Here is a 23,387-nt window from a genome sequence, read left to right as displayed (position 1 = left end):
AGCGACAACCCACACCTACGACCAGAATCCGCACGCCGGATCCGTGGAACCCGGCTCCCACCCGACGCGACAGTCGGGCCACCGGCCTGCCCTCGCCCCACCCAACAAGCCAAAACGGCCTGCCAGATGAACCGGCAAGCCGTCACGCAAGATCGAGGCTAACGCGGCAGCCACTCCGGCCGCGAACTGCCCAGCCGCGGTGTCGTCCCCGACCAGCGGGGCGCCGTCTCCGACATGCGGATGACGGGGCCGAGGCTCTTCAGATCGCCGTAGGCGGTGGCGTCGTCGGCCACCGCGTAGCGCTCGAACTCCGTGGGCTCCAGCTGGCCCGCCGCGTCGTCGAAGTCGCTGATCCGCCCCTGCCGCTGGAGAAACATCGCGGACTGGCAGAGGGAGACGCTGACGCGGTACGTACCGCCTTCGCGGGCGCGGCGCGCGAGGGCAAGCATCGCGCCGTAGCTGCCCAGGAAGCCCGTGAGGAAGTCGCAGAGGAAGACCGGCGTGAGCTGTGGGCGGCCCGCCCCCGTCGCGCGTCCCTGGATGTCGCAGACGCCGGTCACGGCCTGCGCCACTTGGTCCCATCCGGCGCGGCCCCCGAACGGGCCGCCCGACCCGAAGCAGTTGACGCTGACGTACACCATTCCCGGACGTACGGCCGCGAGATCGGCCGGGCCGAAGCCGTGCGCCTCCAGGCGGTGCGGACGGTATCCTTCGATGAACACGTCTGCTTCGGAGGCGAGTTCGCGCAGGCGAGCGGCCTGGTCGGGGCGGGTGAAGTCCAGGTAGGCGCTGCGCTTGCCATGGCTGGTGTCGCGGACGAACGGCGGCACCTGGGGGAGGTGCGGCGCGGTGACCATGAGGACGTCGGCCCCGTGCTCGGCCATGCTGAGGGCGGCGGTGGGCCCCGCGAGAATGCGGGTGAGATCGAGTACGCGGAGGCCGGCGAGCGGTTCGGCGCCGGCGGGCAGGGGCTCGGGGGCGCTGTCACCGATCTTGGTGATCTCCACGACCGGGCGCCCGGCGAGATAGGCGCCCTGCGGGTGGTCCAGCCACTCCCGCGCGGTACGGACGACTCCGCCGCACGCGTCGGCGGCGGCGATCGCTTCTTCCAGGTCGTCCGCCTTCCACTTGCGGACCGCGGCCTCCACCGAGGCGGGCGTGGCCTCGCAGCCCAGCACGTCCAGCACGCGCTGTTCGAGGTGCGGAAGGTTGAAGTGCGGTACGAACCAGCGGTCGTCGGCGGTCCGCCAGGGCTGGGTGAGCGACGCCATGTGCTCGACGTCGGGCGATACCGGGATGGGCCGGTACGTGCCCGCCGCGTCGCGGACGAGAGTCATGTCCTCGCCGCCGAGGGCCGTGGCGGCCGCGGCCCGTACGTCGACCTCGGTCCGCTGCCGGCGGCCGGTCCGCATCTCCCACAGGTCGTTCGCGGCGACGGCACGGGCCGCGAGGGCGTCGGCGAGGGTCCGGCCGACGCGGAACGGCGAGGCGAACAGCGGGTCGGACCCCGTCGTCGTCACCTCGCCGGGCGTCGGCTGCTCGCCGCCCCGGAGCGCCATGAGTTCGTCGAAGGCGCGCGGCCTTTCCTCTGTGGTGGCCATGATGTTCTCCTTGTACGGTCCCTGCCTCGTCCGCCACGCGCGGTACCCCGTGGTGGTGTGCGGCAGGGGGCTGGTGCTTGAGTCGTCGGTTCCCGCGCGGCCGGGTCAGCGCGCGCGGACGTCGACGACGATGCGGCCCGTTCCCTGGCCGGCGAGCATGTCGGCGGCGGCGTCCTGAACGGCCGCGAGGGGGATGGTCCGGGTCACGCTGTCGAGCAGGGCCGGGTCGAGGTGGTGTGCGAGGAGCTGCCAGGCTGCCTCGCGACGCCCGCGCGGGGTGCGCACGGAGTCGATGCCGATCAGGCCGATGCCGCGCAGGATGAACGGCAGGACGTTCCCCGGGAATTCGGCGCTCGCGGCGAGTCCGCAGGTGGTGGCGGTGCCGGAGTACCGCACCCCGGCGAGCGCGCCCGCCAGGACGGGGCCGCCGACCGCGTCGACCACGCCCGCCCAGCGCTGCTTGGCGAGCGGCCTCCCCTTGGGGTCGAGTTCCGCACGGTCGACGATGTGGGCCGCGCCGATCGCGGTGAGCCGGTCGTGCAGGATCTCCGGACGGCCGGTCGCGGCGATCACCTCGTAGCCGGCGTGGGCCAGCAGCGCGACGGCGATCGAGCCGACGCCGCCGCCCGCCCCGGTGACCAGGACCGGCCCGTGCTCGGGGGCCAGCCCTTGCCGTTCGAGGGCGAGGAGGCTGAGCGCGGCGGTGAATCCGGCGGTGCCGATGGCCGCCGCCTGGGCCGGGGTGAAGGGGGCGGGCACGGGCACGAGGTCCCCGCCGTCGACGGCCGCGAGCCCGGCGAGGCCGCCGTGCCGGTCCTCACCGAGCCCGGCGCCGTTCAGCGTGACCAGGTCGCCCTGGCGCCAGCGGTGGTGCCTGCTGGTGAGGACCTCTCCGGTGACGTCGATGCCCGGCACCAGGGGATGGCGGCGGACCACGCCGGGACGGCCCTGGAGGGCGAGGGCGTCTTTGTAGTTGACGCTCGAATAGTGCACACGCACGGTGGTGTCGCGGTCCTCCAGCACGCCGCTGTCGAGTTCTTCGAGCGTGGCGCGGTGCCCGTCCGGGAGTTCGCGGGTGATCCAGCCGGTGAATCCAGTGAATGCAGTCATGGGGGCGGCCCTTCTGTCGCGGGTGCGGCGCGTGGCGGCCGGCCGGCCCCGGCTTCGTACGAGACCGGCCCGACGTACGGCAGCCCCGGCGCAGAGCCTCCGGCAGCCCTGCGGAGAACTCCCGGCAGCCCTACGGAGAGTGGGCCCAGCCGTCGTCAGGGGCCGGTGCCGCGCTGACCGCCAGTTGCACCCCCGACGCTAAAGACGGGCCGGGCCGGGGGGAAATGCCTGCCGCGACACATCCATGCGCGGCGGGCATGGCGGCTGGTGACCGGCCGGGCACGTCACTCGGACGCGCTCCGCAGGGCGGCGTCCAGAAAACGCCGGATCAGCGTCCGCTGGGCGTCGGGCAGATGGACGAGACGCACCGGGCTCGGGGGCGCGTTGGTGAGAGGGATGAAGCGCAGGGCCGGATGCTGCGTACGGCGCTCCGCGACCTCGGGGACGATGCCGATGCCCCGGCCCGCGGCCACCGTCTCCAGCCATTCGTCGTAGTTCGCCGTCTCGATGACCTGGGCCGGGCGCCGGCCGTCGGGCCACGACCCGGGGCCGGTGGTCCCGCTGACGGTGTTGACGACGAGAGCCCAGTGCGGGACGTCGGCCCACTCCAGATGGGTGAAACGGGTCAGGTCACTGTCGCGCGAGCAGACGGCGACCCGCGGCTCGTCGTACAGGCGCACCGTCCGCATCCCCGCGAGCACCTCGGCGTCCCCCCGGACGAGGGCGATGTCGATGGTGCGCTGCCGCAGCGCCTGGACCGGGGCGTCGGTGCGGCTCAGGCTGACCGAGGCGCCGGTGGCCTCCTCGAAGCGGCTGAACGTCCGCTGCGCCCAGGGGTCGGGCAGCAGCCAGCTGAAGCCGAGCCGGAGGGCGCCGCGGTGCTGGACCACGGCCAGGGCGTCGTCCAGGGCGGCGAGGACCCGCTCGGCGTGGTCCAGGAACCGCGCGCCGGTCTCGGTCACCTCGACGTGCCGGGAGGACCGGTCCAGAAGCAGGACGCTCAGCCTGTTCTCTAGCTGCGCGATCGTACGGCTGAGCGCCGGCTGCGTGATCAGGAGTTCCTCGGCGGCCCGTGAGAAGGAGCGGTGGCGGGCGACGGAGCTGAAGGCCCGCAGATGGCGCAGTTCGATGTCCATACCCGTAGCGGCCCCCTCACCGGCGTCCATGCGCGTCATGCATAGCGCCAGCCTATCGGGCATTTTTCAGGCGCGTACGGGCTGCCTAGCGTCGAAGGTGTCCCTGAACGCCACCAGGAAGGTGACCACAGCCGTGCACGTGTCAACCACGCCCCCGCCGCGTACGACATCTCCGTGGACGACCGTCGTCCAGGGAGCGGCGGCGCTCGCCGCGAGCATGGGGGTCGGCAGGTTCGTCTACACCCCCATCCTGCCGCTGATGCGCGATCAGGCCGGGCTCTCCTCGGCGCTCGGGGCGAACCTGGCCACGGCCAACTTCATCGGCTACCTCCTCGGCGCCCTCATCGGGATCGCCGCCCCCGCCGTCGTGCGGTCGGCGGCGGCGCTGCGCGGGTCGCTCCTCGTGCTGGTCGGCACGCTGGCGCTGATGCCGGCCACGCACGACGGCGCCCTGTGGTTCGCACTGCGGCTCGTGGCGGGCGCGGCCAGCGCGCTGACCTTCGTGATCGCCGTCAGCGCCATGCTCACCGGCCTACGGGCACACGCCCACCACCTGGTCGGCTGGGCCTTCGGCGGGGTCGGCGCCGGCATCGCCCTGTCCGGCCTGCTGGTCGTCGCCGTGCAGGCGGCGTCCACCTGGCAGGCGGCCTGGCTGACCTGCGCCGCCCTCGCCGCGGTGCTCGCCGCCCTCGCCTGGCCGCTGGCCCCACACCGGCATGCGAGCGAACACTCCGAAGGGGGCCGGCCGACCGACCGGCCGCGCACCCGCCGCTGGTTCATCGCCCTGCTGGCCAGCTACACCTTCGAGGGGATCGGCTACATCATCGCCGGCACCTTCCTCGTCGCGGCCATCCAGGAAGGCGTTCCGGGCCGGCTCGGCGGCGGGGCGTGGATCGTCGTCGGCCTCGCCGCCCTGCCCTCCTGCGCCGTATGGACCCGGCTGGCCCGCCGCTGGTCCCGGCCCGCCCTCCTGTTGACCGCGCTGATCATCCAGGCCGTCGGCATCGCGCTGCCGGCCGTCGTCGGCGGCGCGGTGCCCGCACTCGTCTCCGCGGTGATGTTCGGCGCCACCTTCATGGGCGTCAGCACGATCGCCCTGTCGATCGGCGCCCACCTGCGCGTGCCGCGCGCCGTGGCCCTGCTGACGGCCGGGTACAGCGCGGGCCAGATCCTCGGCCCGCTGCTCGCCGCGCCGCTGCTGAACCATGGCTACAACCAGGCCCTGCTGCTGGGCAGCGTCATGGTCGCCCTGGCCGGGGCCGCGGCGGCGGCCGTCTGCGTCCGCTTCCCGCACCACCTCGCCCCGGCGGCCCCGACCGCCTGACCTCGCACCTCAAGGAGCGCTCATGAGCACACTGCTGACCGGTCTCGGCATCGACCGTCCGATCCTCGCCGCGCCGATGGCCGGCGGGCCGAGCACACCCGCCCTGGTCGCCGCCGTCGCCCGCGCGGGCGGACTGGGCTTCCTGGCCGGAGGGTACAAAAGCGCGCAGGCGCTGGCCGGGCAGATCCACGCCGTCGAAGCCGAGGGGGTCCCGTTCGGCGTCAATCTCTTCGTAGGCAACCCCGTGCCCATCTCTCCCGAGGAGTACAGCCGTTACGCGCGTGAGCTGCGGGAAGAGGCCGACCGCTACGGGCTGACCCTGCCCGCCGCCGCACCGCTGGACGACGACCACTGGTCGGAGAAGATCGAACTGCTGAAGGCCCACCCCGTCCCCTGGGTGTCCTTCACCTTCGGCATCCCCGACGGCGACGTCATCACGAGCCTGCGCCGAGCCGGAACCACCGTCCTGCAGTGCGTCACCACGGCAGACGAGGCACGGCGGGCCGCCGATGCCGGGGCCGACGCGCTGATCGTGCAGGCGCCGGCCGCCGGGGGCCACTCGGCCACGCTCACCCCCGACCGGCCGCTCGCCCCCGCCGCCCTGCCCGACCTGGTCGCCGAGGTACGCCGCGCCACCGCCCTGCCGACCGTCGCCACCGGCGGGATCGCCGCCCCCACCGACGTGGCCGACGTCCTACGGGCCGGGGCGGACGCCGCCATGGTCGGCACCACGCTGCTGCGCACCGACGAGAGCGGGGCCTCCGCACCCCACAAGGCGGCGCTGGCGGACCCCGCCTTCGACTCCACCGTCCTCACCCGCGCCTTCACGGGACGGCCGGCCCGTGCCCTGCGCAACCACTTCACCGACCGGTACTCCGATCGCGCCCCGGCCGGCTACCCCGCCCTGCACCACCTCACCAGCGGGCTCCGCAAGGCCGCCACCGCGGCCGGCGACACGCGCCTGATCCACCTGTGGGCCGGAACCGGCTACCGAGAGGCCAGGATCGAACCCGTATTCCGCACCATCGAGCGGCTGACCAGCCGGCTCTGACAAGAACGGCCCGTACGGCCCACCCGGCGTGTCCGCCTCGTCGGGTGCGTCCTACGGGCCTGCTCCACCACCGTTCTCCTTCGAAGGGCTCCCCGTGCTGATCCGACGAAACGTCCACGTCCGCGGCCTCGTACAGGGCGTGTACTACCGCGACACTTGCCGCCGACTGGCCCGCGAAGCGGGCGTGAACGGATGGGTCCGCAACCTTCACAACGGCGACGTGGAAGCCGTCTTCGAGGGCTCACCGGGCGGCGTACAGCGCCTGGTGAACTGGGCCGCCGAGGGGCCGGGCGCCGCCGAGGTGACCGAGTGCGCCGTGGCCGCCGAGAGCCCTGAAGGCGATCGCGATTTCCGCGTCCTGGACGACGCTCCGGCCGCGTAGCGCGCGTTGCCCGCTCAGCGCGACCGGCGCCGTCAGGATATGTAGCGCCGTTCCAGCTGCTCGTACTCGGCGCGGCGGACCAGCCGCTGGCGTCCCGCCCAGGGGTGAGCCGGTCCATGACCGGCGCGAGGGAACCGGCGTCGCGTAGGCCGGTCAGCACGGTCCGGGTGCCGAGGATGGCTCCCTGCATCGCGGCGTTGGCGTACAGGAAGACGGAGTAGCCCATGGCCGTCAGCTCGTCGCGCGAGTGCAGCCCCTCGATGAACAGCTGGCGTCAACGTCACTTCCGCCAAGACCTGTCCCGTAAATGATCTGTGGCCCCAGGACCGAGACCCTGCCTCGGCCCGGCGAATAACCACGTGAGCGACCCGGTTCGAGATCCGTTTCGACCTCCTCAGATAAACGACGAGCTAAGCCAGCTGGGTAAATTGTGGTGGCACGACACCGGTCTATGGGAGGCACAGATGTCTGCAGAACCAGGCGAGTCGGCCGGGTTCATCAACTCGGCGGAAGGCGAACAGGAGAAGGGGGACCTCGTCGGTGAGGGATACGTCGGGACCGGCGGCTACGGGTACCCCCTCTCTGGGCTTACCGAGGTCGGGGTCACTGCTGTGGGCACTGCAGCCGTACTTCCCTTCATGCAGGCGCTTGCGACGCAGGCCGGCAACAGTACGTTCGAAGCAGCCCGCCGGATGGTGGCTCACTGGGTTCGGGATCCCGGATCGGGAACGCCTCCGGTGGTGGACGAAGGGGAGCGACTTCGAGTCACCGACGAAGGTGATGGGCGACTGTCCTTCGAGGTACCCGCGGGGCTTCCTGATGAGGCATTGGAAGCGCTGACTCAGGCCGACCTGGAGGCTCTTGCCGCCCCTTCTCCTGATGGCGGGCAGGTGCTGATCCGATGGGATCCCGAAGGCCGTGAATGGAAGAGGGCGGTCAATTAGCCGGCCTGCAGAAGACGTTCGGTGCTGGCCTGTGAGCACAGCGGGACAATCTGCCCTGTGAGCACGCCAACAAGGCTGCGAGACGTGCAGTATGGCCGGGGCCGTGGATTGCGGGGCATCCGACGGTGCCGTGGATGTCACCTGGGCTTGATGACGGCAAGAAGTGGGCCAGGCGGCACTCCACTCGTGTGCGAGGCCGCCGTGCCATATAACCCAGCAAGGAGACGGTCAGGAAGCGGTCTGGAAGGTGAGGTTTAGGTGGTCCACGCCGTATCCACCGACAGAGTCACACACCTTGAAGCGGCACGCGCGACCAGGAGCGAATCGGGCAATTCGTTGTCTGCCGTGGCCGACGCCTACCGCGCGACGGCCGGCCAAGCCGGTGCGCCCACCAGTGCCCGCAGTGTGACGCGGCAACGCGTGCCGAACTGGAGCAGAAGGAACAGGAGTGGCCCCTGCCGCGCAATGGTGGGCCACCTCCGGTGTCCTCGCAGTGCGACGCGAACCCGGGTCCGCGGGGGTCAAAGCTCGTGTACGCGGACATCCAACGGCCCGGCACTCTCGTGTAGGACGCGCGAGCTGAGTGACGTCATCGCTCCACCGCCACGAAGACCTTGAACTGGGGCAGCTCCGCGAGTTCCTGGCTCGCTCATCAGCACATTGAAGAGAAGCGGGCGCTGTTGTTATGACCGCTTCCGTCCACTAAGAGACCCACGGCGCCCGTGCCGCCGCCAAGTTCGGAGTTCCCGCAGTGCTTTTCCACGTCACCCGCAGCGAACTCGCCGACATCTTCGGCGAGGACCGGCTCGCGACCCTGCCCGCCAACGGCTTCCCGCCCTCCACCGGGGACACCGAGGGCACCCGCCTCCTGCAGACCGTCGGCGTCCCCACTGGGACGCTCCTGCTGCGTCAGCCCGACGAGGACGACGGCCTGCTGCCCCTCGTCCAGGACGTCGTCTACTTCGAGGACGCCGCAGAGGGTGCGGGTGGCTGGCCCGTCATCGGCTGGCTGCTCAACGCGCACCTCGCCCTCGACCCCGTATCCGGCAAGGTGCACGCTTTCGACCCCGCCGAGGAGACCGTGGTCGAACTCCACGCAGACGTCTCCTCCCTCGTCCAGGTCACCCTCCGGCTCCAGCGCCTGCTCGAGGAGTTCACCTTCAGCGGCGACGAGGACGAAGAGGAAGCCGACTTCGAGCGTTTGGACGGCGAGGTCAATCGCATCCGTGAGGAGACGAGCAGCATCGACCCACTCCCCTTCCAGGACGACGAGACCGTCTGGTCGGTGGTCGGCGAGGAGATCGCCGCGGGACAGCGCTTCAAGGGCAACAGCCCGGGAGCCCGCTCGCTCTACGGGTGATCGCCGGCCGATGTCGCCCACGAACAGCGCGGTCTGCGCGGTGCGCAGGCCGCCATCACTACAACCCTCACCACCCACCACACCTCCGGTGCTGTTGAGGACAACGTCACCCGGATCAAGCCCCTGAAGAGACAGATCCATGGGCGGGCAAACCTCGGCCGGCCGCCCGAACATGACCTGCGCGAGATCACGAACGCGATCCCGTACATGGACCGCACCGGCGTGCAGTGGCGCTATCTCCCGCATGACTTCCCGCCCTGGGAAACCGTCTACGGCTACTTCGCCAAGTGGCAGAAGGAAGGCATCTTTGCCCAGCTCAACGGCTTGCTACGCGAGTTAGTACGACGCCAGGGCGGCCAGAATGCCGAGCCGTCGGCATGCGTCATCGACGCGCAGAGAGTCAAGACATCCACCAGCGTTCCCGCCACGAGTCAGGGCATCGACGCCGGCAAGAAGATCGTCGGCAGGAAACGCAGCATCATCACCGACACCCTCGGACTGCTCCTGGCCATGCTGGTCACCGCGGCCGCTGTGCAGGACTCCGTGGCCGGCGCCCACCTGCTCGAACAGGTCGCCGCGGACCATCCCTCGATCCGCAAATTCTGAGCCGACGGCGGCTACCGCAAACACTTCGTCGAAACCCCGCCGCCCTCGGCATCGCCCTCGAAATCACCCCACGCACCCCCGGGACCAGAGGATTCACCCCGATCCCGAAACGCTGGGCGGTCGAGCGGACCCACGACCGGCTGATGCTCCACCGCCCCCGGGCCCGCGACTACGAAACCCTTCCCGCCCGCTCCGAATCCATCATCCACGCGGCTATGACCGCCCTCTCAGCACGGGCGCACCTTCCATTGCTCACCTTATGGCCACCTAAAGAACAGTGTGCGGGCCGCCAAGGAAGCCCGCAGTGAAGAAGCCGACGTGCACGAGATGCGGCCCGCGAAGAAGAAGACCACGGAGAAGAAGGCAGCCACGAAGCGGCTGGCGTCCTGAGTCACCCCCGAAGGGGTGGGCACATGGAAGGCACCGCATAGCGCCAAGGCCCCCTGCCGAAGCGAGGGCGCGACGGCGAGGCCCGTCCGGCTTGAGCCGATAGACCGGCGGGGACGAGCGGTCAGCAGATCCTGCGGCGGTGCGACGCACGGCGAATCCAGGCGGCGAGTCGACCAGCCTCCCCTGCCCGAGCCCGCTCCTCCCCCACCAGATGGTTCGGGATCGGGCGGAGCTCTCCGTCCGGCTCCAGCTGCGTATCGCTCGCCTCTCATGCGCGCCTAGAATGCCCGCTCTTCCCCGTGGAGTGCGCGGACCGCATCCCCGGCTACCAGCCACGACAGCGGCCCCAGCACGATGAGGATGCCCCCGAGGGCCACCACCACACCGGCGGCGCTCCCGAGACGGACACGATTACGGCGCACCCGATTCCCAAGGATGGTTCTGACACGTTGCCTGTGGTTCATGGCCAGCTATTCCACCGTATTGAGCAGCTCCCCCGTCGAGCGGCAAGCCACCAGTCCGTTTCAGCTGCTGCCGGCCTCCTGGAGCAGACGCGGTTGACATGCCTCCACCCATTCCAGAAGGTCGGTGGAGCGGTTCAGCAGGTCTTGTGCCTGGCGGCGCATTCCTGGGGCGATCCGTTGCTGTTCGGCCATGACCACGTAGGCGCGTCGCAATGCCTGGCGGAGTTCGTCGACGGCCCGCCGTTCGTTCTGAGGGTCGGTGAGCGGTGCGCGCAGGCGTGCAGGCGTGCAGGCGTGCAGGCGTGCAGGCGTGCAGGCGATACAGCTCACCCGAAAATGTCGGTGGTCGATGCCGTCCCAGGGCAAGACGGTGTATCCGGCGGCTTGCACGCTCGCGAGCATGCCAGGGCTGAGGAGTACCACTCCGGCACTGTCGGCATGGTCGGGCGGGGTGCCGTTTCGTAGGGGCGTTTGGTCTGTCGGCTCTTCTGCTTCGGTCTGCCAGACACGGTGTGCAGCAGTAGGCCACACCCGGCGTCGGAATCGTCCGCGAGACGCCGAAGAGCTGCCCCGTCAGCACCGCCTGGCTCCCTACCGGTATGCCATCGCGGGTGCGCGCTGACCGTCACCAGACTTCGGATCCGCTGCGTCTGCGTCACACGGCAGAGCAAAACACATGCCCCACCCGTACTATCACTACGACATTGCCATGCGGGAGCAGTACCTGCTCCCGCACACGTGGCAGCAGGCACTGACAGCACACGCATGAGATTCACACGCCGCGAGCTTCGCCCCCGTGGCGCCCAGAAAGGGACGTAACCACATGTCGAAGACCACTGCTCCGCCTACCCAGTTGACCTCGCAGTACAGCACACAGGTGGCGGATGACCTCAAGCGCAACCTCAAGGAACAGGAACGAATCAGCGGTGAAATCGAAGCACTGAAAGCACAGTTGGCCGCTCTGGAGCAGGACCACACCGTCCTGGTGAACATCCAGCAGGCCCTCGGAACCTCGGCAGCACCCGCTGCATCCGAGTCCACCACAGCAGTGCCCGCACCCCGCAAGAAGAAGACGGCCGCGTCGAAGGCCGACAAGCAGCCACGGGCCAAGAAGTCCGCCACGCCAGCCCCCAAGCAGACCCGTAAGAAGACCGCGCCCGAGGCACCCGCCGTACCATCGGCCCAGCCCACCCTCGTCGACCTGGTCCGCGAGCACCTGACAGGCCAGGGCGAGCCTCGCTCCGCAGCCGAAATCACCGCCGCGCTCGACAAGCAGCACCCCGAGCGCAACGTCAAGGCCACCGTCGTGCGCACCACGCTCGAAAACCTCGTGGCCAAGAACCAGGCCCAGCGCACCAAGCAGGGCGCGTCCGTCTTCTACACCGCCCCAGAGGCCACCGGAGCTGCCGCACAGGAGGAGTCTGCGAGCTGAACTGCGGTGACGGTGTCGTCGCCGATCTCGAGCAGGTCGGCCGCCTTGAGGTCGGGCCGATGGCTCCCGGGCGATCCACTTCGGGGGTGAGTCCGGCGACAGCCGTGCCTCACCTACGCCGAGCTCGATGGCCGCCAAGGCCCTGCTGGAGTTGGGCGTACAGGAGGGTGACCGGGTCGCCGTCTACATGCTGATGATCCCGGAGACGGCCGTCGCGATGCTGGCCTGCGCCCTGGTCGGTGCCGCGCACTCGGTCGTCTTCGGCGGGTTCTCGGCGGACGCCCTCGCCACCCCTATCCAGGCCGCAGACGCTAAGGTCGTCATCACCTCCGACGGCGGCTACCGGCGTGGCAAGCCATCTGCGCTCCCGCACACGCAACCGTCGTGGTGGACGAGGCCGCCGCGTCGAAGCTGAAGCTTGCCGACTACTTCAGGGCCACTATGCGGCCAAACCCGCGTGGCAGGGTCGTACCGCTGCGAAAGACTCCATGACCGGCACCACTGACCGGGCCCGCTGGCCTGACCGGTCGGCGGGTTGACACCGTCAGGCCGTCGAACGCAACTGATCCAATTCGCTGCTGATTGCATCCCGCAGCACGTCATGCTGCGGACCGAGCCAGCTGACGATCTCATGGTGATCCGATGGCTCGGCCGGTTCACGCCTGGAACTGGGTGAGATCGATGCTGTAGACGCGCAGCGGATAGCCGTACACGGGGTGTGCCGTCACGCGTTCCGGCACCATGTCCAGCTTCCGGATGACGTTCTCGGAGGCGTTGTTACCCACCCGGTTAATGCTGATCACGCGGTCGAGGCCACGGTCCTGGAGCGCGAACTCCATGGCGGCTTGGGCGGCTTCGGAGGCGTATCCCTGACCCCAGAACTGTGAGCCCAGCCGCCAGCTGATCGCCACGGCGGGCAGCACCTCCGGCAGGAACTCGGGCACGGACAGACCCGTGAAGCCAGCCAGTTCACCGGAGGCCAGCAGCTCGACGGCGAAGAGGCCGAAGCCCTCCTCGTCCCACTCTTCCTCCCAGCTCTCGATGGCCTCCGCCGTGTGGTCCAGGTCGCGCACCGAGCCGTCGTCGATCCAGTGCATGACTCGCGGGTCCGCGTTGACGTCCGCCATTGGCGCGAGGTCGTCGTCATGCCAGCGGCGGAGGAGGAGGCGGGGGGTGCGGATCTCGGTCATGGCGCCCATCCTGCCGAAGGCAAGGGCCTCATCGGTAATTGGCGCTTGTCCGTGTTGCCGTTCCGGGACCGCGAGGCATCAGGCTGCCCCCCACCACACGCCGTGGGTGAAGCGTCGACCTGATGGCCCGGGGGAGGCAGCCTGCCGCGTCACCAAGATCGTTCACGAAATCGCGGTCAGAGCCATTTTCAAGGAGTCCCATCACCCCTACGCCGTAGCGTCGGCAGGACCGTACACTGCGCGAACTCGTGGACCACCTGGATCCCCCCGACGATGTGGGCGTTGAAATCGTCCAGCTCCTCGGCCGGAACCCAGAGCTCGAGGATCGTCTGCCCGCCCGCCTGCTGGGTGGGATACCGGCTCAAGAACTCCGACTCGACCTCAAAACGAGTGACGAAGCCGGCCCCATCGTGCTTCACGTTCCAGTCCCGCGCGATCCTGATCGCGTAGTCCTCGTTGAGGACCGGGTAGAAGATCGGCTGCTCGGGCAGCCGGGGCGGCCACGCACGCCAGTTCAGCTCCTGAACCAGGTCCAGCTCCTTGGGGCCGATCGGACGCCACAAGGTCGTCGTCGCTTGCTGGCTGGTCATGTGCATCGCTCTCTGAACGTCGGCCGCTGATACGGCGGGCGGGAGACCGGACGATACCGGCATCGCGACCTCGGCAGCTACGCAGTTTCCGCCTGGCCAGCTCAGTCACCAGCAGTTACCGGACAGCCCCTAGCCGTGCTGTGGAGTTACGGATCCGCGCTGTCGAGCACGAGCTCAATCAGAGGGCGTGACCGGGGACCGCATACCAAGCCACTGCTCGGCGTCCCATGCCTGGAACCGCTCTGCCTCAATGAACCCCAGCTTCGCCGCGAGGCGCGTCGAGCCGACGTTGGCGGTCTGGGTGGTGAGCACCACCGGCTCGCCGGGAAGGACGCCGTCGAACCAGTCGAGTGCCGCCGCACACGCCTCGGCGGCGTACCGAATCCCCACGCCCGCGGCAGGAACAGGTAACCGAGATCGACCTTCCCCTCGGCAGCCGCGACGAGGATGTCGAGAACGCGCCACCGGCTCCGTCCCAGGGACATCAGCGGCCACCACCGGCCGCACGAGGAAGAAGGAGAAACCAGCATGGCGATTCAGCGGATGGACAACGTCGGCATCGTCGTCGAGGACATGGATGCCGCCATCGCGTTCTTCGTGGAACTCGGTATGGAGCTGGAGGGCAGGGCGGGGGTCGAGGGCCTCGTCGCCGACCAGTGCACCGGCCTCGACGGCGTCCGCTGTGACATCGCGATGGTCCGGACCCCGGACGGTCACAGCCGGCTCGAGCTGGCGAAGTACCGCAGCCCCGCGGTGATCAGCGCCGGGCCGCGCAACCGGCCGCACAACATTCTGGGCACGCACCGCGTCATGTTCGCCGTCGACGACCTCAAGGACACCGTTGCCCGCCTGCGCCCTCACGGCGCCGAACTCGTCGGCGAGATCGCCCGGTTCGAGGACAGCTATCTGCTCTGCTACGTCCGCGGCCCGGAGGGCATCATCGTCGGACTGGCCGAGCAACTGCGCTGAGAAGCCGCGGCACTCTCGGGCGCCGAGGCCGCCCCGGCCCGTTCCGCCTCGGCCCCAGCCCACGCGCCCCAGCCGCAGCCAGTGTCAACCGCCGGACCCCGGCCCCGTCGCCCTTACGAGGCTGTGAGCGAAGCTTCCGGCTCACGTGGGTCGTCGCCGACGCGGGTAGGGCCTGCAGTCTCAGGTGATGTCGTCACCCAGATGGGAGCTCCATGCAACGGGAACCGGCACGGTCAGCTGATCGTCATGCAGAGCATGCCTTCCGCTCTCATTCTTGGTTTCGACCCGCAAGCAGTGCCTGGTATGGACGGGGATGCCATGCGCGCGGTCCTGGACAAGGAACTGGCCCGTTTTGGCGAACATGGCATCGATGCCTCCACGGCGCTGATTGCGCCGGACGGATCAGCCGAGTCCATGGTGGTCACAGCGCTGTCCGAACGAGACTGGGACGTCGTCGTCATCGGGGGTGGGATACGCAAGCCTGAACCCCTGCTGACGTTCTTCGAGCAGGTCGTGAACCTGGTCCGGCAGCATGCGCCAGGGGCCGCGATCGCGTTCAACACCAGCATCGGCGACAGCGTCGAGGCAGCCATGCGGTGGCTCTGAGATCCGGCTGCTCGTCGGCGTCGGCGCCTTGGCGCTGCTGCTGCACCGCCTCGCTTGGGCCGCCCCGCTCGCCGGGGCCCTCACAGCGATGACACTCATGGCCACCCTCACCGGACTGCTGGTGACCGTCACCCGAAGCTGACCCCACCCCGGCGGCACGTCCACGCGTGCCTCACCTGGTCGGCACGCCTGAGGGCGCTGAACGAGGATCGGGACATGGCAATCGGCCCCTCGGATGAGGGGCCGATTGCGGAACCTGTCTAGGTCAGTCGTTCGGCCAGCACCTCCGGCAGCGCGCCGCGTCGGGGGACATCCTCAGGCGCCGGGGCCGGGCGCTCCCTCGCGGATGCCGGGCAGCCATCTGCGGCGCATCAACGAGAGCATGGGGCGCGTGCTGTACGTAGCCGTCGACGCCGTCGGGCCCTGCGAGGATCTGCAGCGCGGTCATGATGTCCCGCACGCTGCGGGCCATCGGGCCGACGTGCCAGTAACGGCGGGGAGCCTCGGGTCAGTGTCCGGTGGTCGGGATCCGTCCCCGGGTCGCCTTCAGCGCGACGATGCCGGTGTCGTGGGCCGGCCCTCGCACCGAAATGGCAACGTCGCTGCCCAGCCCGAGCGGCGACATCCCGGTGGCTATCGCGGCCGACTCTCCGCCGCTCGAACCGCCCGGAGTTCGCTCGTTGTCCCAGGGGGTGAGGGACCTGCCGGTGATCACGTTGTCGGTCTCGGTCCAGTAGGAGAACTCGGGCAGGTTGGTCTTGGCCAGCGGAATCCCGCCGACCGCCCGGAGCCGGGCCACCGCGGTCGCATCCCTGGCGGGAACCCGGTCCCGGAACAACGACGAGCCGCGCGCGGCCACCATCCCCCCGACATCCAGCGAGTCCTTGACCGTGAACGGAACACCGTGCAGCGCACCCACGGTGTCGCCTGCGGCCACCGCTCGATCGGCGGCGCGCGCGGCGGCGAGTGCCTGCTCGGCGGCCACCGTCACGACGGCGTTGACCCTCGGGTTGACCGCCTCGATGCGGTCCAGGTGCGCCTGCATCACCTCCGCCGCGGAAAGCCGCCGTTCGCGGATCAGTTCCGCCAGTTCGGGCGCGTCCCGGTAATGGATCTCGTTCTCGCCCATCGACACCCGCCCTTCCGCCGCACAGCAAGATCACGATACGCGCAGAACCCGCAGCGACATGCTAAAGCTCACCGGCTGTGTCACGGCGGCCCGGTCCTCGTCGTCTGTCACCGTTCCGGGCACCGTGGGCGCAGCAAAGCGGCTGCCAACAGGGCGGTAAGCAGACATCCGTATGCCGGCTCCGGCGGCGACGGTCACCAGGCGTGGCTGTTGCAGGCGGTCAGCGGTGGCCGGCCGGGCAACGCCAGGGCCCGCGCGGAGTGCACGGTCCGCGGAGCACATCCGGGGGAAGCCGGTGCAGCAGCGCCGCCAGAAATACCCGATCATTCGGGGTGAACCGCACCCGATCCTTACCGACTTGGCGCTCCAGCATTTTCGGCAACGTACCGCTGCCGCATGCGTTGATCACCGGCCCTTCGGACTCGGCAGCCCGAGCATCCACGGCCAGCAGCGTCAGAACTGTCACCCTGCACTGCCATGCGCCGGCCTTACCCACGCGCCGGTGATCCTCCATGGGGATGATCCACATGGTGCGGCCTCAATCGGTGTGCAACTCCCCCATTGCCTCGTGCGATTGCTCCCCCTCAGTATCTTGCGCACCTCGCCCTGCGATGGATCGGGCTGCCACAGAACGAAGTCGGACCAATCTCAAGGACACAGGCGACGGCGCGCGAAGCCGGGCAAAATCGAATGAACAGGAGCTCCGTATGGCCACGAACGACTTCAAGACATCGGGAGCGGAGGTGAGCGGCGGTGAGACCTGGCTTGCCCGTCTGGCGTTGCGGTTCACCCGCTTCTCCGAGAAGTGGCTGCCCGACGCTCTCGGCTTCGTCCTGATCGGCACCTTCGTGGTCCTCGTCCTGGGACTCGTCTCAGGGGAAAATCTGCTCGGCACGCCGAGCGACCCGGAAGCGACCAGCGGCTTCGGCCTCGTGGACGCATGGGGCAAAGGGTTCTGGTCACTCATAGAGTTCACCCTGCAGATGGCGATCATCGTCATCGCCGGCTACGCGGTCGCGGTCTCGCCGCCGGTCGCCCGCCTCATCGTCCGGCTCGCCGCCGTCCCCCGGACTCCGCGCGGCGCCATCACGTTCACCGCCGCCGTCGCCATGACCACCTCCTACGTGAACTGGGCCTTCAGCCTCGTCTTCACCGCCATCCTCGCCAAGGAGATCGCCCGCCGACTGCCCGGAGTCGACTACCGCGCCATCGGAGCCATGGCCTTCCTCGGGCTCGGCACAGTGTGGGCCCAGGGCCTGTCGGGATCGGCCGCGCTGCAGGTGGCCAGCGCAACCTCCAGCCCCGCCGCCGTGCAGAAGATCATCGCCGAGGAGCGTGGCAGCGGGGTCATTCCCCTGACCGACACCATCTTCCTCTGGCAGGGCATCGTGGCCACGGTGGCCGTCTTCGCGGTCGCGGTCACCATGGCGTGGTTCCTGTCCCCGTCTCCGGAGCGTGCGATGACCGCGGAGCGCCTCGGCATCGACCTCGGTCCCGCGCTCCGCACGAAGAGCCCGAGCTCCCGGCGCAGCCGCCCCGGCGAATGGGTCGAGTTCAGCCCGGCCCTCACGATCGCGCTCTTCGTTCTGGGCGTGTGGTATCTCGCCCGCCACTTCGCCCAGGCCGAGGGCAATCCGCTGAACGCGCTCGATCTGAACACCGTCAACCTGATCCTCATCCTGCTGGCGCTCATCCTGCACTGGCGGCCCGTCCATCTCGCCCGGGCCTTCAGGGAGGGAGCGCCGGCCGCCTCGGGCGTGTTGCTGCAATTTCCCTTGTACGGCGGCATCTTCGGGATGATCGCTTTCACCGGACTGCACCAGACCATCGCGGACTGGCTGGTGTCGGTGTCGAACGAGCACCTCTACCCGGCCCTCATCGGTGTCTACAGCTGTGTGCTCGGCGTGTTCGTACCCAGCGGCGGTGGCAAGTGGGTGGTCGAGGCGCCCTACGTCCTCGGTGCGGCCAACGAGCTCCACGTGAACCAGGGGTGGATGGTCGTGGTGTACGACCTCGGCGAGGCGAGCGCCAATCTGCTCCAGCCGTTCTGGATGCTTCCCACCCTCGCGATCCTCGGCCTGAAGGCGCGCGACATCATGGGCTACACCTTCGCCATGTTCCTCGCCTTGTTTCCCACGGTGCTCGTCCTCGTGACGTTGCTCGCTCAGACCCTGTCCTTTCCCTGACGGATCGAAGCACCGCCTGACCGCTGCCGGAATCGCCGAAGACGTCGGGGGCACCGAGGGGTTCGAGGCACCGGTGCCGCTGTGCCGGCGCCCGGGCCTGGGCACCGACGTCCGTCCCGATCACGCATTCCTCCAATGTCCCGGCCATGGCCGGCTCGTCGGTCACAGGAGCACGCACACCTGTGATCCGGCCGCCCGGACGCCACGGGATCTGCGCAGGTCGGCCACGGCGAAGCAGCGCCGCAACCACCGGTCGTGGCCGTCGTAGCGGGGCGTGAAGCCGGTGCGGCCGTGCACGGCGGCACGGTTGTCGATGACGATCAGGTCGCCGGCTTCGAGCACCGTGCCCACCAGCACGGCGCACATGGCGTCGTGGAGTTCGCCGAACGCCCGCGCCGCGGCCTCGTCCATCGGCTCCATGGCGTGGAAGTCGGCGACGAGTTCGGGGGCGGTGTCCGGTCCGGACAGGACGGGCAGCGGAGGTGAGACGGCGCCAGCGTCGCCGGTGTGGCCGAACGAACTGCTGTGCCGGATCTTGAACAAGGGCTCGCGCAGTACGGATACACACTCGGCGGACAGCCGGGGCAGCGCCCGGCTGATGGCACCGGAGGTGGTGCGCGCGCGGCGCTCGCGGTCGGCGCGCAGGCACAGCAGGGTCAGGAAGTCCGGCTTGAACGGGTGGAAGCCGTCCTCGGTGTGCATTTCGAGCATCACACTGCCGCTGTTCTCCTGCCGCGACTCGGCGCCCCTGACCGGGATGATGTCCTGGACGAGACGGCCGCCCTTCTCGTCGGCGTAGGCGATGACGTCGCCCAGCCAGGAGACCGCCGCGAGCTGGGCGAGGGTCGCCAGAGGCAGCAGTTTCCAGTCCGGGGCGACACCGTCGGCTGGTGTCGGGGGCAGTGTGCCGTCGAGGGGCACGTTCCGCACGATCAAGGTCCCGTACGGGTTGCCGGCCCGCCGGAAGTGGCTGAGCGCGCGGGCCATGCGGGGTGGCAGCCAGCGGGCCGCCACCTCTATCTCCGCGAGCAGTTCGGCGGCGTCGAGCGATGCCGGGCCGGGGTGTGGCAGCGTGTGGGCCATCTCGGTGACGAGCTCGCGGAACCCCTCGGCCTCGTCCGGAGTCAGCTCCAGCGTCACCTCTTCCACACCGCCGAGGGCGGTCTCCTGGGGGTGCGTGAGCAAACCGGTCCTCCTCACGGTCCGGTGCACAGTCCGGATCACGGTCTGATGCGGGTAAGCGGGCGGGTCAGGCCCCGGCCTCGTCCATGGCCCGGGCGAGGCTCGTCGGACGCATGTCGGTCCAGTGCTCCTCGACGTAGGCGACGCAGGCTTCCCGGGTGTCCTCGCCGTGGGCGACCGTCCAGCCGGCCGGGACCTCGGCGAAGGACGGCCACAGCGAGTGCTGGCCCTCGTCGTTGACCAGTACCAGGTATCTGCCGTCGGGGTTCTCGAAGGGATTGGTCATGAGTGTGTCTCCCTCTTTCCTGTCGCGGTGTCCCTGTCCGGGCTGTCGGTGCCGTTCAGCTTTCCGGCCAGCACGCGGCCGATGCGGGCCAGTGGTACGGCCCGGCACATCTGGTGGTGGGTGCAGTCCACCGCGTACCGCTCGACCGCTCCGGTGACCCTGGGTTCCCAGGCGGCCGCGGTGGGCATGCCGTCGGGGCGCTCGACGGTAGCCGTGAAGTGCACGAGGTCTCCGTCGAACCGGCCGGGGACGTACGCCGCCGAGAGCCTTCTGTGGTGCGCGTAGACCTCCGTCAGCGCCGTGACGCGTCGCTCCCCGATGTCCGCGAGGGGCCCGCCGCTTCGTCGCAGGAGTTCGACGGCGTCTTCGACGCTCAGGGGCTCACCGGTGTCCTGGTCGTGGCCCGCGAAGCTGAGCAGGGTCGACAGGATTTCCGCCACGTTCGTTTCGTCCACGGGCTCGACCGGGGTTCCGGCGTCCCGGGGGTAGGTGTCGAGCAGGGCGAGCAAGGCCACTTCTTCACCCTCCTGCTGGAGGCGCACCGCGATCGCGTGGGCGGCGAGACCGCCGAACGACCAGCCGAGGAGGTGGTAGGGGCCGGTGGGCTGTACCGAGCGGATCCGCTCGACGCAGTCGGTGACCAGGTCGTCCATCGTCTCCGGGTACGCCTCGGGCCGGGCGAGTCCACGGGCCTGCAGCCCGTACACCGGCCGGTCCGGGCCCAGATGCCGCAGCAGCCCGGTGTAGCACCAGCTCAGGCCGCCGCCCGGGGGAAGGCAGAACAGCGGCGGGCGGCCACCGGTGGCCCGCAGCGGGAGCAGGACGTCGAAGGCGTCGTCCGAGACTCCCAGGCGCAGCCTTTCCATGAGGCGGCTGACCGTCGGCGCCGCGAACAGGTCCCGGACCGAGAGGTCCAGGCCCATGGTGTCCCGGATCCGGCTCACCAGCCGGATCGCGGCCAGTGAGTCGCCTCCGAGTTCGAAGAAGTCGTCGTCGATCCCGGTGCCGGCCACGCCGAGAACGTCGTCGAACAGGCCGGTGAGGATCTCCTCCTCGGGTGTGCGGGCGGGCCGCCCGGCGGCCGTGAAGCCGGGACCCGGTTCGGGCAGGGCGCGCCGGTCCAGCTTGCCGCTGGTCGTCAGGGGGAAGGCGGGCAGCACGACCACGGTGGCCGGGACCATGAACTCCGGCAGCATCGCGGCGACATGGCCGCGCAGGTCGGCCGGGCGCGGTTCGGCGCCGCGGGCCGCGACCACGTACGCCACCAGCCGCCGCTGTCCGGGCCGGTCCTCACGGGCCACGACCGCGGCTTGGGCCACGGTCTCGTGCCGGGTCAGCACGGCCTCGACCTCACCGGGTTCGACGCGGAAGCCACGGATCTTGACCTGCTGGTCGGCCCGGCCGGCGAACTCCAGGACCCCGTCGCCGGTCCAGCGCACGAGGTCCCCGGTCCGGTACATCCGCTCCCCCGGCGCGCCGAACGGGCAGGCCACGAACCGCTCCGCCGTGAGGCCGCGCCGGTTCAGATAGCCCCGGGCGAGCTGGGCACCGGCCAGGTACAGCTCACCCGTCGCCCCGGGTGGCACCGGGCCGAGCCCCGCGTCCAGCACGTAGGCCCGCACGTTCCGCACGGGCCGCCCGATCGGCACCGGTCGGCGGCGGGCGTGTGCGGCCTCCGTGTCCGCCGCGCCGGTGTCCGGGCCGGGCAGGGGCGCGCAGGTCCAGGACGTCGTGTGGATGGCGGTTTCCGTCGGACCGTACAGGTGGTGCAGTTCCACGCCCAGCACGCTCAGGGTGCGGTCCCGCAGGTCCGCGGGGAGCGGCTCGCCGCCGGTCAGGACCTGCCGCAGGCCCGTGCATCCGGCCGCGGCGGGCTCGTCGAGGAAGACCCGCAGCATCGACGGTACGAAGTGCACGGTCGTCACCGCCTGCCGCTGGATCACCGACGCCAGGTACGCGGGGTCCCGGTGCCCCTCCGGATCGGCGACCACGATCCGGGCGCCGGTGGTCAGGGGCCAGAAGAACTCCCATACGGAGGCGTCGAAGGCGCCCGGCGCCTTGTACAGGACGATGTCGGAGGGCCCCAGCGTGAACTCGGCCGCCATGCCGAGCAGCCGGTTCACCACGGCGGCGTGCGGGACGACCACGCCCTTGGGGGTGCCGGTCGAGCCGGAGGTGTAGAGGACGTACGCGGGGTGCGACGGTCTCAGCGGTGCGGCGGCCGCGATGTCGCCCGGGTTCCGGTCCGGCAGGTCGCCGGGGTCGCGCACCAGGCCGTCGGCGTGCAGCACAAGGACGGGCCGGGCGTCGTCGAGCATCAGGCGGGTCCGCTCGGCCGGCTGGCTCACATCGACGGGCAGATAGGCCGCGCCGGTCTTGATCACGGCGAGCAGGGCCACCACCAGCTCGGCGGAGCGCGGCAGGGCGAGGGCCACCACCCGCTCCGGGCCGGCCCCGCGCTCGATCAGCGCGTGGGCGAGCCGGTTGGCCCGCGCGTTCAGCTGCGCGTACGTCAGGGTGATGTCCTCGGCGACCATGGCGACCGCGTCCGGGGTGCGGGCCGCCTGCGCCTCGAACATGTCTCGCAGCGTCACCGGGGGCAGCGGCCGCGCGGTGTCGTTCCACCCCGTCAGCACCCGCTCGCGTTCGGCCGGGGCGAGGAGGCCGAGCCGCCAGATCCGCTGGGCCGGGTCGGCGGCCGCGGCCTCCAGCAGCCGCAGGAACCTGGCCACCAGGCCCTCGACGGTGTCCCGGTCGAACAGGTCGGCGCTGTACTCGACGCCACCGGCCAGCCCGCCGGGCAGACCGTCCGGTCCACGCCGCTCGGTCAGTCTGAACAGCAGGTCGAACTTGGCCGACCGCGACGCCATCTCCTCGGCCCGGCACCGCAGGCCGGGAAGGTCCAGGGACAGGTCCCCGGCGTGCTGGAGGGCCAGCATCACCTGGAACACCGGGTGCCGGGCCACCGAGCGGGCCGGGTTCAGCACCTCGACCAGATGCTCGAAGGGCAGGTCCTGGTGGGCGTAGGCGGCCAGACCGGTCTCCCGCACCCGCTCCAGCAGCTCGGCGAAGCTCGGGTCCCCGCTGGTGTCGGTGCGCAGCACCAGGGTGTTGACGAAGCATCCGACGAGGTCGTCGAGGGCGTCGTCGGTGCGCCCGGCGACCGGTGTGCCGATGGGGATGTCGGTGCCCGCGCCGTCGCGGGTGAGCAGGGCCGCAAGCGCCGCCGACAGGACCATGAACAGGCTCGCGTCGCCCGCGCGCGCCAAGTCGGCGAGCCGGGCGTGGAGGTCCGGGCCCACGCGCAGCGGCACCACCCCGGCGCGGGAGCCGGCCGTCTCCGGGCGGGGCCGGTCCCGGCGCAGCTCCAGTTCGGCGGGCAGCCCGTCCAGCGTGCGGCGCCAGTGGGCGACCTGGCGGGACAGCACGCTGTCCGGGTCGTCCGCGTC

The 23,387-nt window shown here is 70.3% G+C and carries 20 protein-coding genes and 4 pseudogenes (1 of these 24 only partly in view); 12 read left to right on the top strand and 12 right to left on the bottom strand.

Annotated elements, in window-relative coordinates:
• Positions 1 to 158: 158 nt before the first annotated feature.
• The 3 genes from ACZ59A_RS38410 to ACZ59A_RS38400 all read right to left on the bottom strand — a co-directional run bounded on the left by ACZ59A_RS38410 (position 159) and on the right by ACZ59A_RS38400 (position 3,886).
• Positions 159 to 1,601 carry a CoA transferase gene (locus tag ACZ59A_RS38410; protein ID WP_470968747.1) on the bottom strand — a complete coding sequence of 481 codons (1,443 nt, stop codon included), beginning with the start codon at positions 1,599 to 1,601 and terminating at the stop codon, positions 159 to 161.
• Positions 1,602 to 1,706: 105 nt separating this feature from the next.
• Positions 1,707 to 2,711 carry an MDR family oxidoreductase gene (locus ACZ59A_RS38405; RefSeq protein ID WP_470968744.1) on the bottom strand — a complete coding sequence of 335 codons (1,005 nt, stop codon included), beginning with the start codon at positions 2,709 to 2,711 and terminating at the stop codon, positions 1,707 to 1,709.
• A gap of 284 nt (positions 2,712 to 2,995) precedes the next feature.
• On the bottom strand, positions 2,996 to 3,886 hold the full coding sequence (locus ACZ59A_RS38400) for a LysR family transcriptional regulator (protein ID WP_470968741.1): 891 nt from the start codon (positions 3,884 to 3,886) through the stop codon (positions 2,996 to 2,998).
• A gap of 178 nt (positions 3,887 to 4,064) precedes the next feature.
• On the opposite strand from ACZ59A_RS38400, the gene ACZ59A_RS38395 reads away from it, so the two are divergent.
• The 6 genes and pseudogenes from ACZ59A_RS38395 to ACZ59A_RS38370 form a co-directional block, all read left to right on the top strand.
• Complete coding sequence (locus ACZ59A_RS38395) at positions 4,065 to 5,171, top strand: YbfB/YjiJ family MFS transporter (protein WP_470968877.1); 1,107 nt, start codon at positions 4,065 to 4,067, stop codon at positions 5,169 to 5,171.
• Positions 5,172 to 5,193: 22 nt separating this feature from the next.
• On the top strand, positions 5,194 to 6,222 hold the full coding sequence (locus tag ACZ59A_RS38390; RefSeq protein ID WP_470968738.1) for a nitronate monooxygenase: 1,029 nt from the start codon (positions 5,194 to 5,196) through the stop codon (positions 6,220 to 6,222).
• Positions 6,223 to 6,319: 97 nt separating this feature from the next.
• A complete protein-coding gene (locus ACZ59A_RS38385; RefSeq protein ID WP_470968875.1) occupies positions 6,320 to 6,604 on the top strand; it encodes an acylphosphatase in 285 nt (94 codons plus the stop codon).
• Positions 6,605 to 6,963: 359 nt separating this feature from the next.
• Entirely contained in the window at positions 6,964 to 7,548 is a 585-nt protein-coding gene (locus tag ACZ59A_RS38380; RefSeq protein WP_470968736.1) for a hypothetical protein, read from the top strand.
• A gap of 751 nt (positions 7,549 to 8,299) precedes the next feature.
• Complete coding sequence (locus ACZ59A_RS38375; RefSeq protein ID WP_470968733.1) at positions 8,300 to 8,908, top strand: SUKH-4 family immunity protein; 609 nt, start codon at positions 8,300 to 8,302, stop codon at positions 8,906 to 8,908.
• Between the two features lie 150 nt (positions 8,909 to 9,058).
• Positions 9,059 to 9,822 (top strand): annotated as a pseudogene (locus tag ACZ59A_RS38370) (IS5 family transposase); the annotation flags it as partial.
• Between the two features lie 606 nt (positions 9,823 to 10,428).
• Here ACZ59A_RS38370 and ACZ59A_RS38365 read toward each other — a convergent pair.
• Positions 10,429 to 10,758: a hypothetical protein gene (locus tag ACZ59A_RS38365; protein ID WP_470968730.1), complete on the bottom strand. Its 330-nt coding sequence runs from the start codon at positions 10,756 to 10,758 to the stop codon at positions 10,429 to 10,431.
• A 433-nt stretch (positions 10,759 to 11,191) separates the two neighbouring features.
• Between ACZ59A_RS38365 and ACZ59A_RS38360 the strand changes: the two genes are divergently transcribed.
• The 3 genes and pseudogenes from ACZ59A_RS38360 to ACZ59A_RS38350 all read left to right on the top strand — a co-directional run.
• A complete protein-coding gene (locus tag ACZ59A_RS38360; protein WP_470968728.1) occupies positions 11,192 to 11,800 on the top strand; it encodes a hypothetical protein in 609 nt (202 codons plus the stop codon).
• A 70-nt stretch (positions 11,801 to 11,870) separates the two neighbouring features.
• Positions 11,871 to 12,167: pseudogene (locus tag ACZ59A_RS38355) on the top strand (AMP-binding protein); the annotation flags it as partial.
• A 5-nt stretch (positions 12,168 to 12,172) separates the two neighbouring features.
• Positions 12,173 to 12,267, top strand: a pseudogene (locus ACZ59A_RS38350) (glucosamine-6-phosphate deaminase); the annotation flags it as partial.
• Positions 12,268 to 12,456: 189 nt separating this feature from the next.
• On the opposite strand, the gene ACZ59A_RS38345 reads toward ACZ59A_RS38350, so the two are convergent.
• The 3 genes and pseudogenes from ACZ59A_RS38345 to ACZ59A_RS38335 form a co-directional block, all read right to left on the bottom strand.
• Entirely contained in the window at positions 12,457 to 12,990 is a 534-nt protein-coding gene (locus ACZ59A_RS38345; RefSeq protein WP_470968725.1) for a GNAT family N-acetyltransferase, read from the bottom strand.
• 188 nt (positions 12,991 to 13,178) lie between these two features.
• Positions 13,179 to 13,586, bottom strand: coding sequence for a hypothetical protein (locus tag ACZ59A_RS38340; RefSeq protein WP_470968722.1), 408 nt, complete (start codon positions 13,584 to 13,586; stop codon positions 13,179 to 13,181).
• Between the two features lie 168 nt (positions 13,587 to 13,754).
• Positions 13,755 to 14,017 (bottom strand): annotated as a pseudogene (locus ACZ59A_RS38335) (GNAT family N-acetyltransferase); the annotation flags it as partial.
• 91 nt (positions 14,018 to 14,108) lie between these two features.
• Here ACZ59A_RS38335 and ACZ59A_RS38330 point away from each other — a divergent pair.
• Positions 14,109 to 14,549, top strand: a complete 441-nt coding sequence (locus ACZ59A_RS38330) for a VOC family protein (RefSeq protein WP_470968719.1) — start codon at positions 14,109 to 14,111, stop codon at positions 14,547 to 14,549.
• Positions 14,550 to 14,804: 255 nt separating this feature from the next.
• Positions 14,805 to 15,155: a hypothetical protein gene (locus ACZ59A_RS38325; RefSeq protein ID WP_470968872.1), complete on the top strand. Its 351-nt coding sequence runs from the start codon at positions 14,805 to 14,807 to the stop codon at positions 15,153 to 15,155.
• A gap of 508 nt (positions 15,156 to 15,663) precedes the next feature.
• Here ACZ59A_RS38325 and ACZ59A_RS38320 read toward each other — a convergent pair.
• A complete protein-coding gene (locus tag ACZ59A_RS38320) occupies positions 15,664 to 16,284 on the bottom strand; it encodes an amidase (protein ID WP_470968716.1) in 621 nt (206 codons plus the stop codon).
• Positions 16,285 to 16,504: 220 nt separating this feature from the next.
• On the bottom strand, positions 16,505 to 16,813 hold the full coding sequence (locus ACZ59A_RS38315; protein WP_470968714.1) for a hypothetical protein: 309 nt from the start codon (positions 16,811 to 16,813) through the stop codon (positions 16,505 to 16,507).
• Between the two features lie 178 nt (positions 16,814 to 16,991).
• Here ACZ59A_RS38315 and ACZ59A_RS38310 point away from each other — a divergent pair, with 178 nt between their 5' ends.
• A complete protein-coding gene (locus tag ACZ59A_RS38310; protein ID WP_470968712.1) occupies positions 16,992 to 18,470 on the top strand; it encodes a short-chain fatty acid transporter in 1,479 nt (492 codons plus the stop codon).
• A gap of 162 nt (positions 18,471 to 18,632) precedes the next feature.
• Here the strand turns inward: ACZ59A_RS38310 and ACZ59A_RS38305 are convergent, their stop codons facing one another.
• The 3 genes from ACZ59A_RS38305 to ACZ59A_RS38295 all read right to left on the bottom strand — a co-directional run.
• Positions 18,633 to 19,655 carry a TauD/TfdA family dioxygenase gene (locus ACZ59A_RS38305; protein ID WP_470968709.1) on the bottom strand — a complete coding sequence of 341 codons (1,023 nt, stop codon included), beginning with the start codon at positions 19,653 to 19,655 and terminating at the stop codon, positions 18,633 to 18,635.
• Positions 19,656 to 19,719: 64 nt separating this feature from the next.
• The gene (locus ACZ59A_RS38300) at positions 19,720 to 19,938 is read right to left on the bottom strand and encodes an MbtH family protein (RefSeq protein ID WP_470968707.1); all 219 of its coding nucleotides are present in this window, start codon (positions 19,936 to 19,938) and stop codon (positions 19,720 to 19,722) included.
• Positions 19,935 to 23,387 carry the 3' end of an amino acid adenylation domain-containing protein gene (locus ACZ59A_RS38295; RefSeq protein ID WP_470968704.1) on the bottom strand. It continues 3,741 nt past the right edge of the window, so the window shows 3,453 of its 7,194 coding nt (coding positions 3,742-7,194); its start codon lies off the right edge, out of view — the gene reads right to left on this strand; the stop codon is at positions 19,935 to 19,937. Before ACZ59A_RS38295 ends, ACZ59A_RS38300 begins: the two co-directional genes overlap by 4 nt.

The sequence above is a fragment of the Streptomyces sp. NPDC040405 genome, assembly GCF_055595765.1.
Note: the sequence above shows the minus strand (reverse complement) of the source record. Positions and strands in the feature narration are given on the sequence as shown.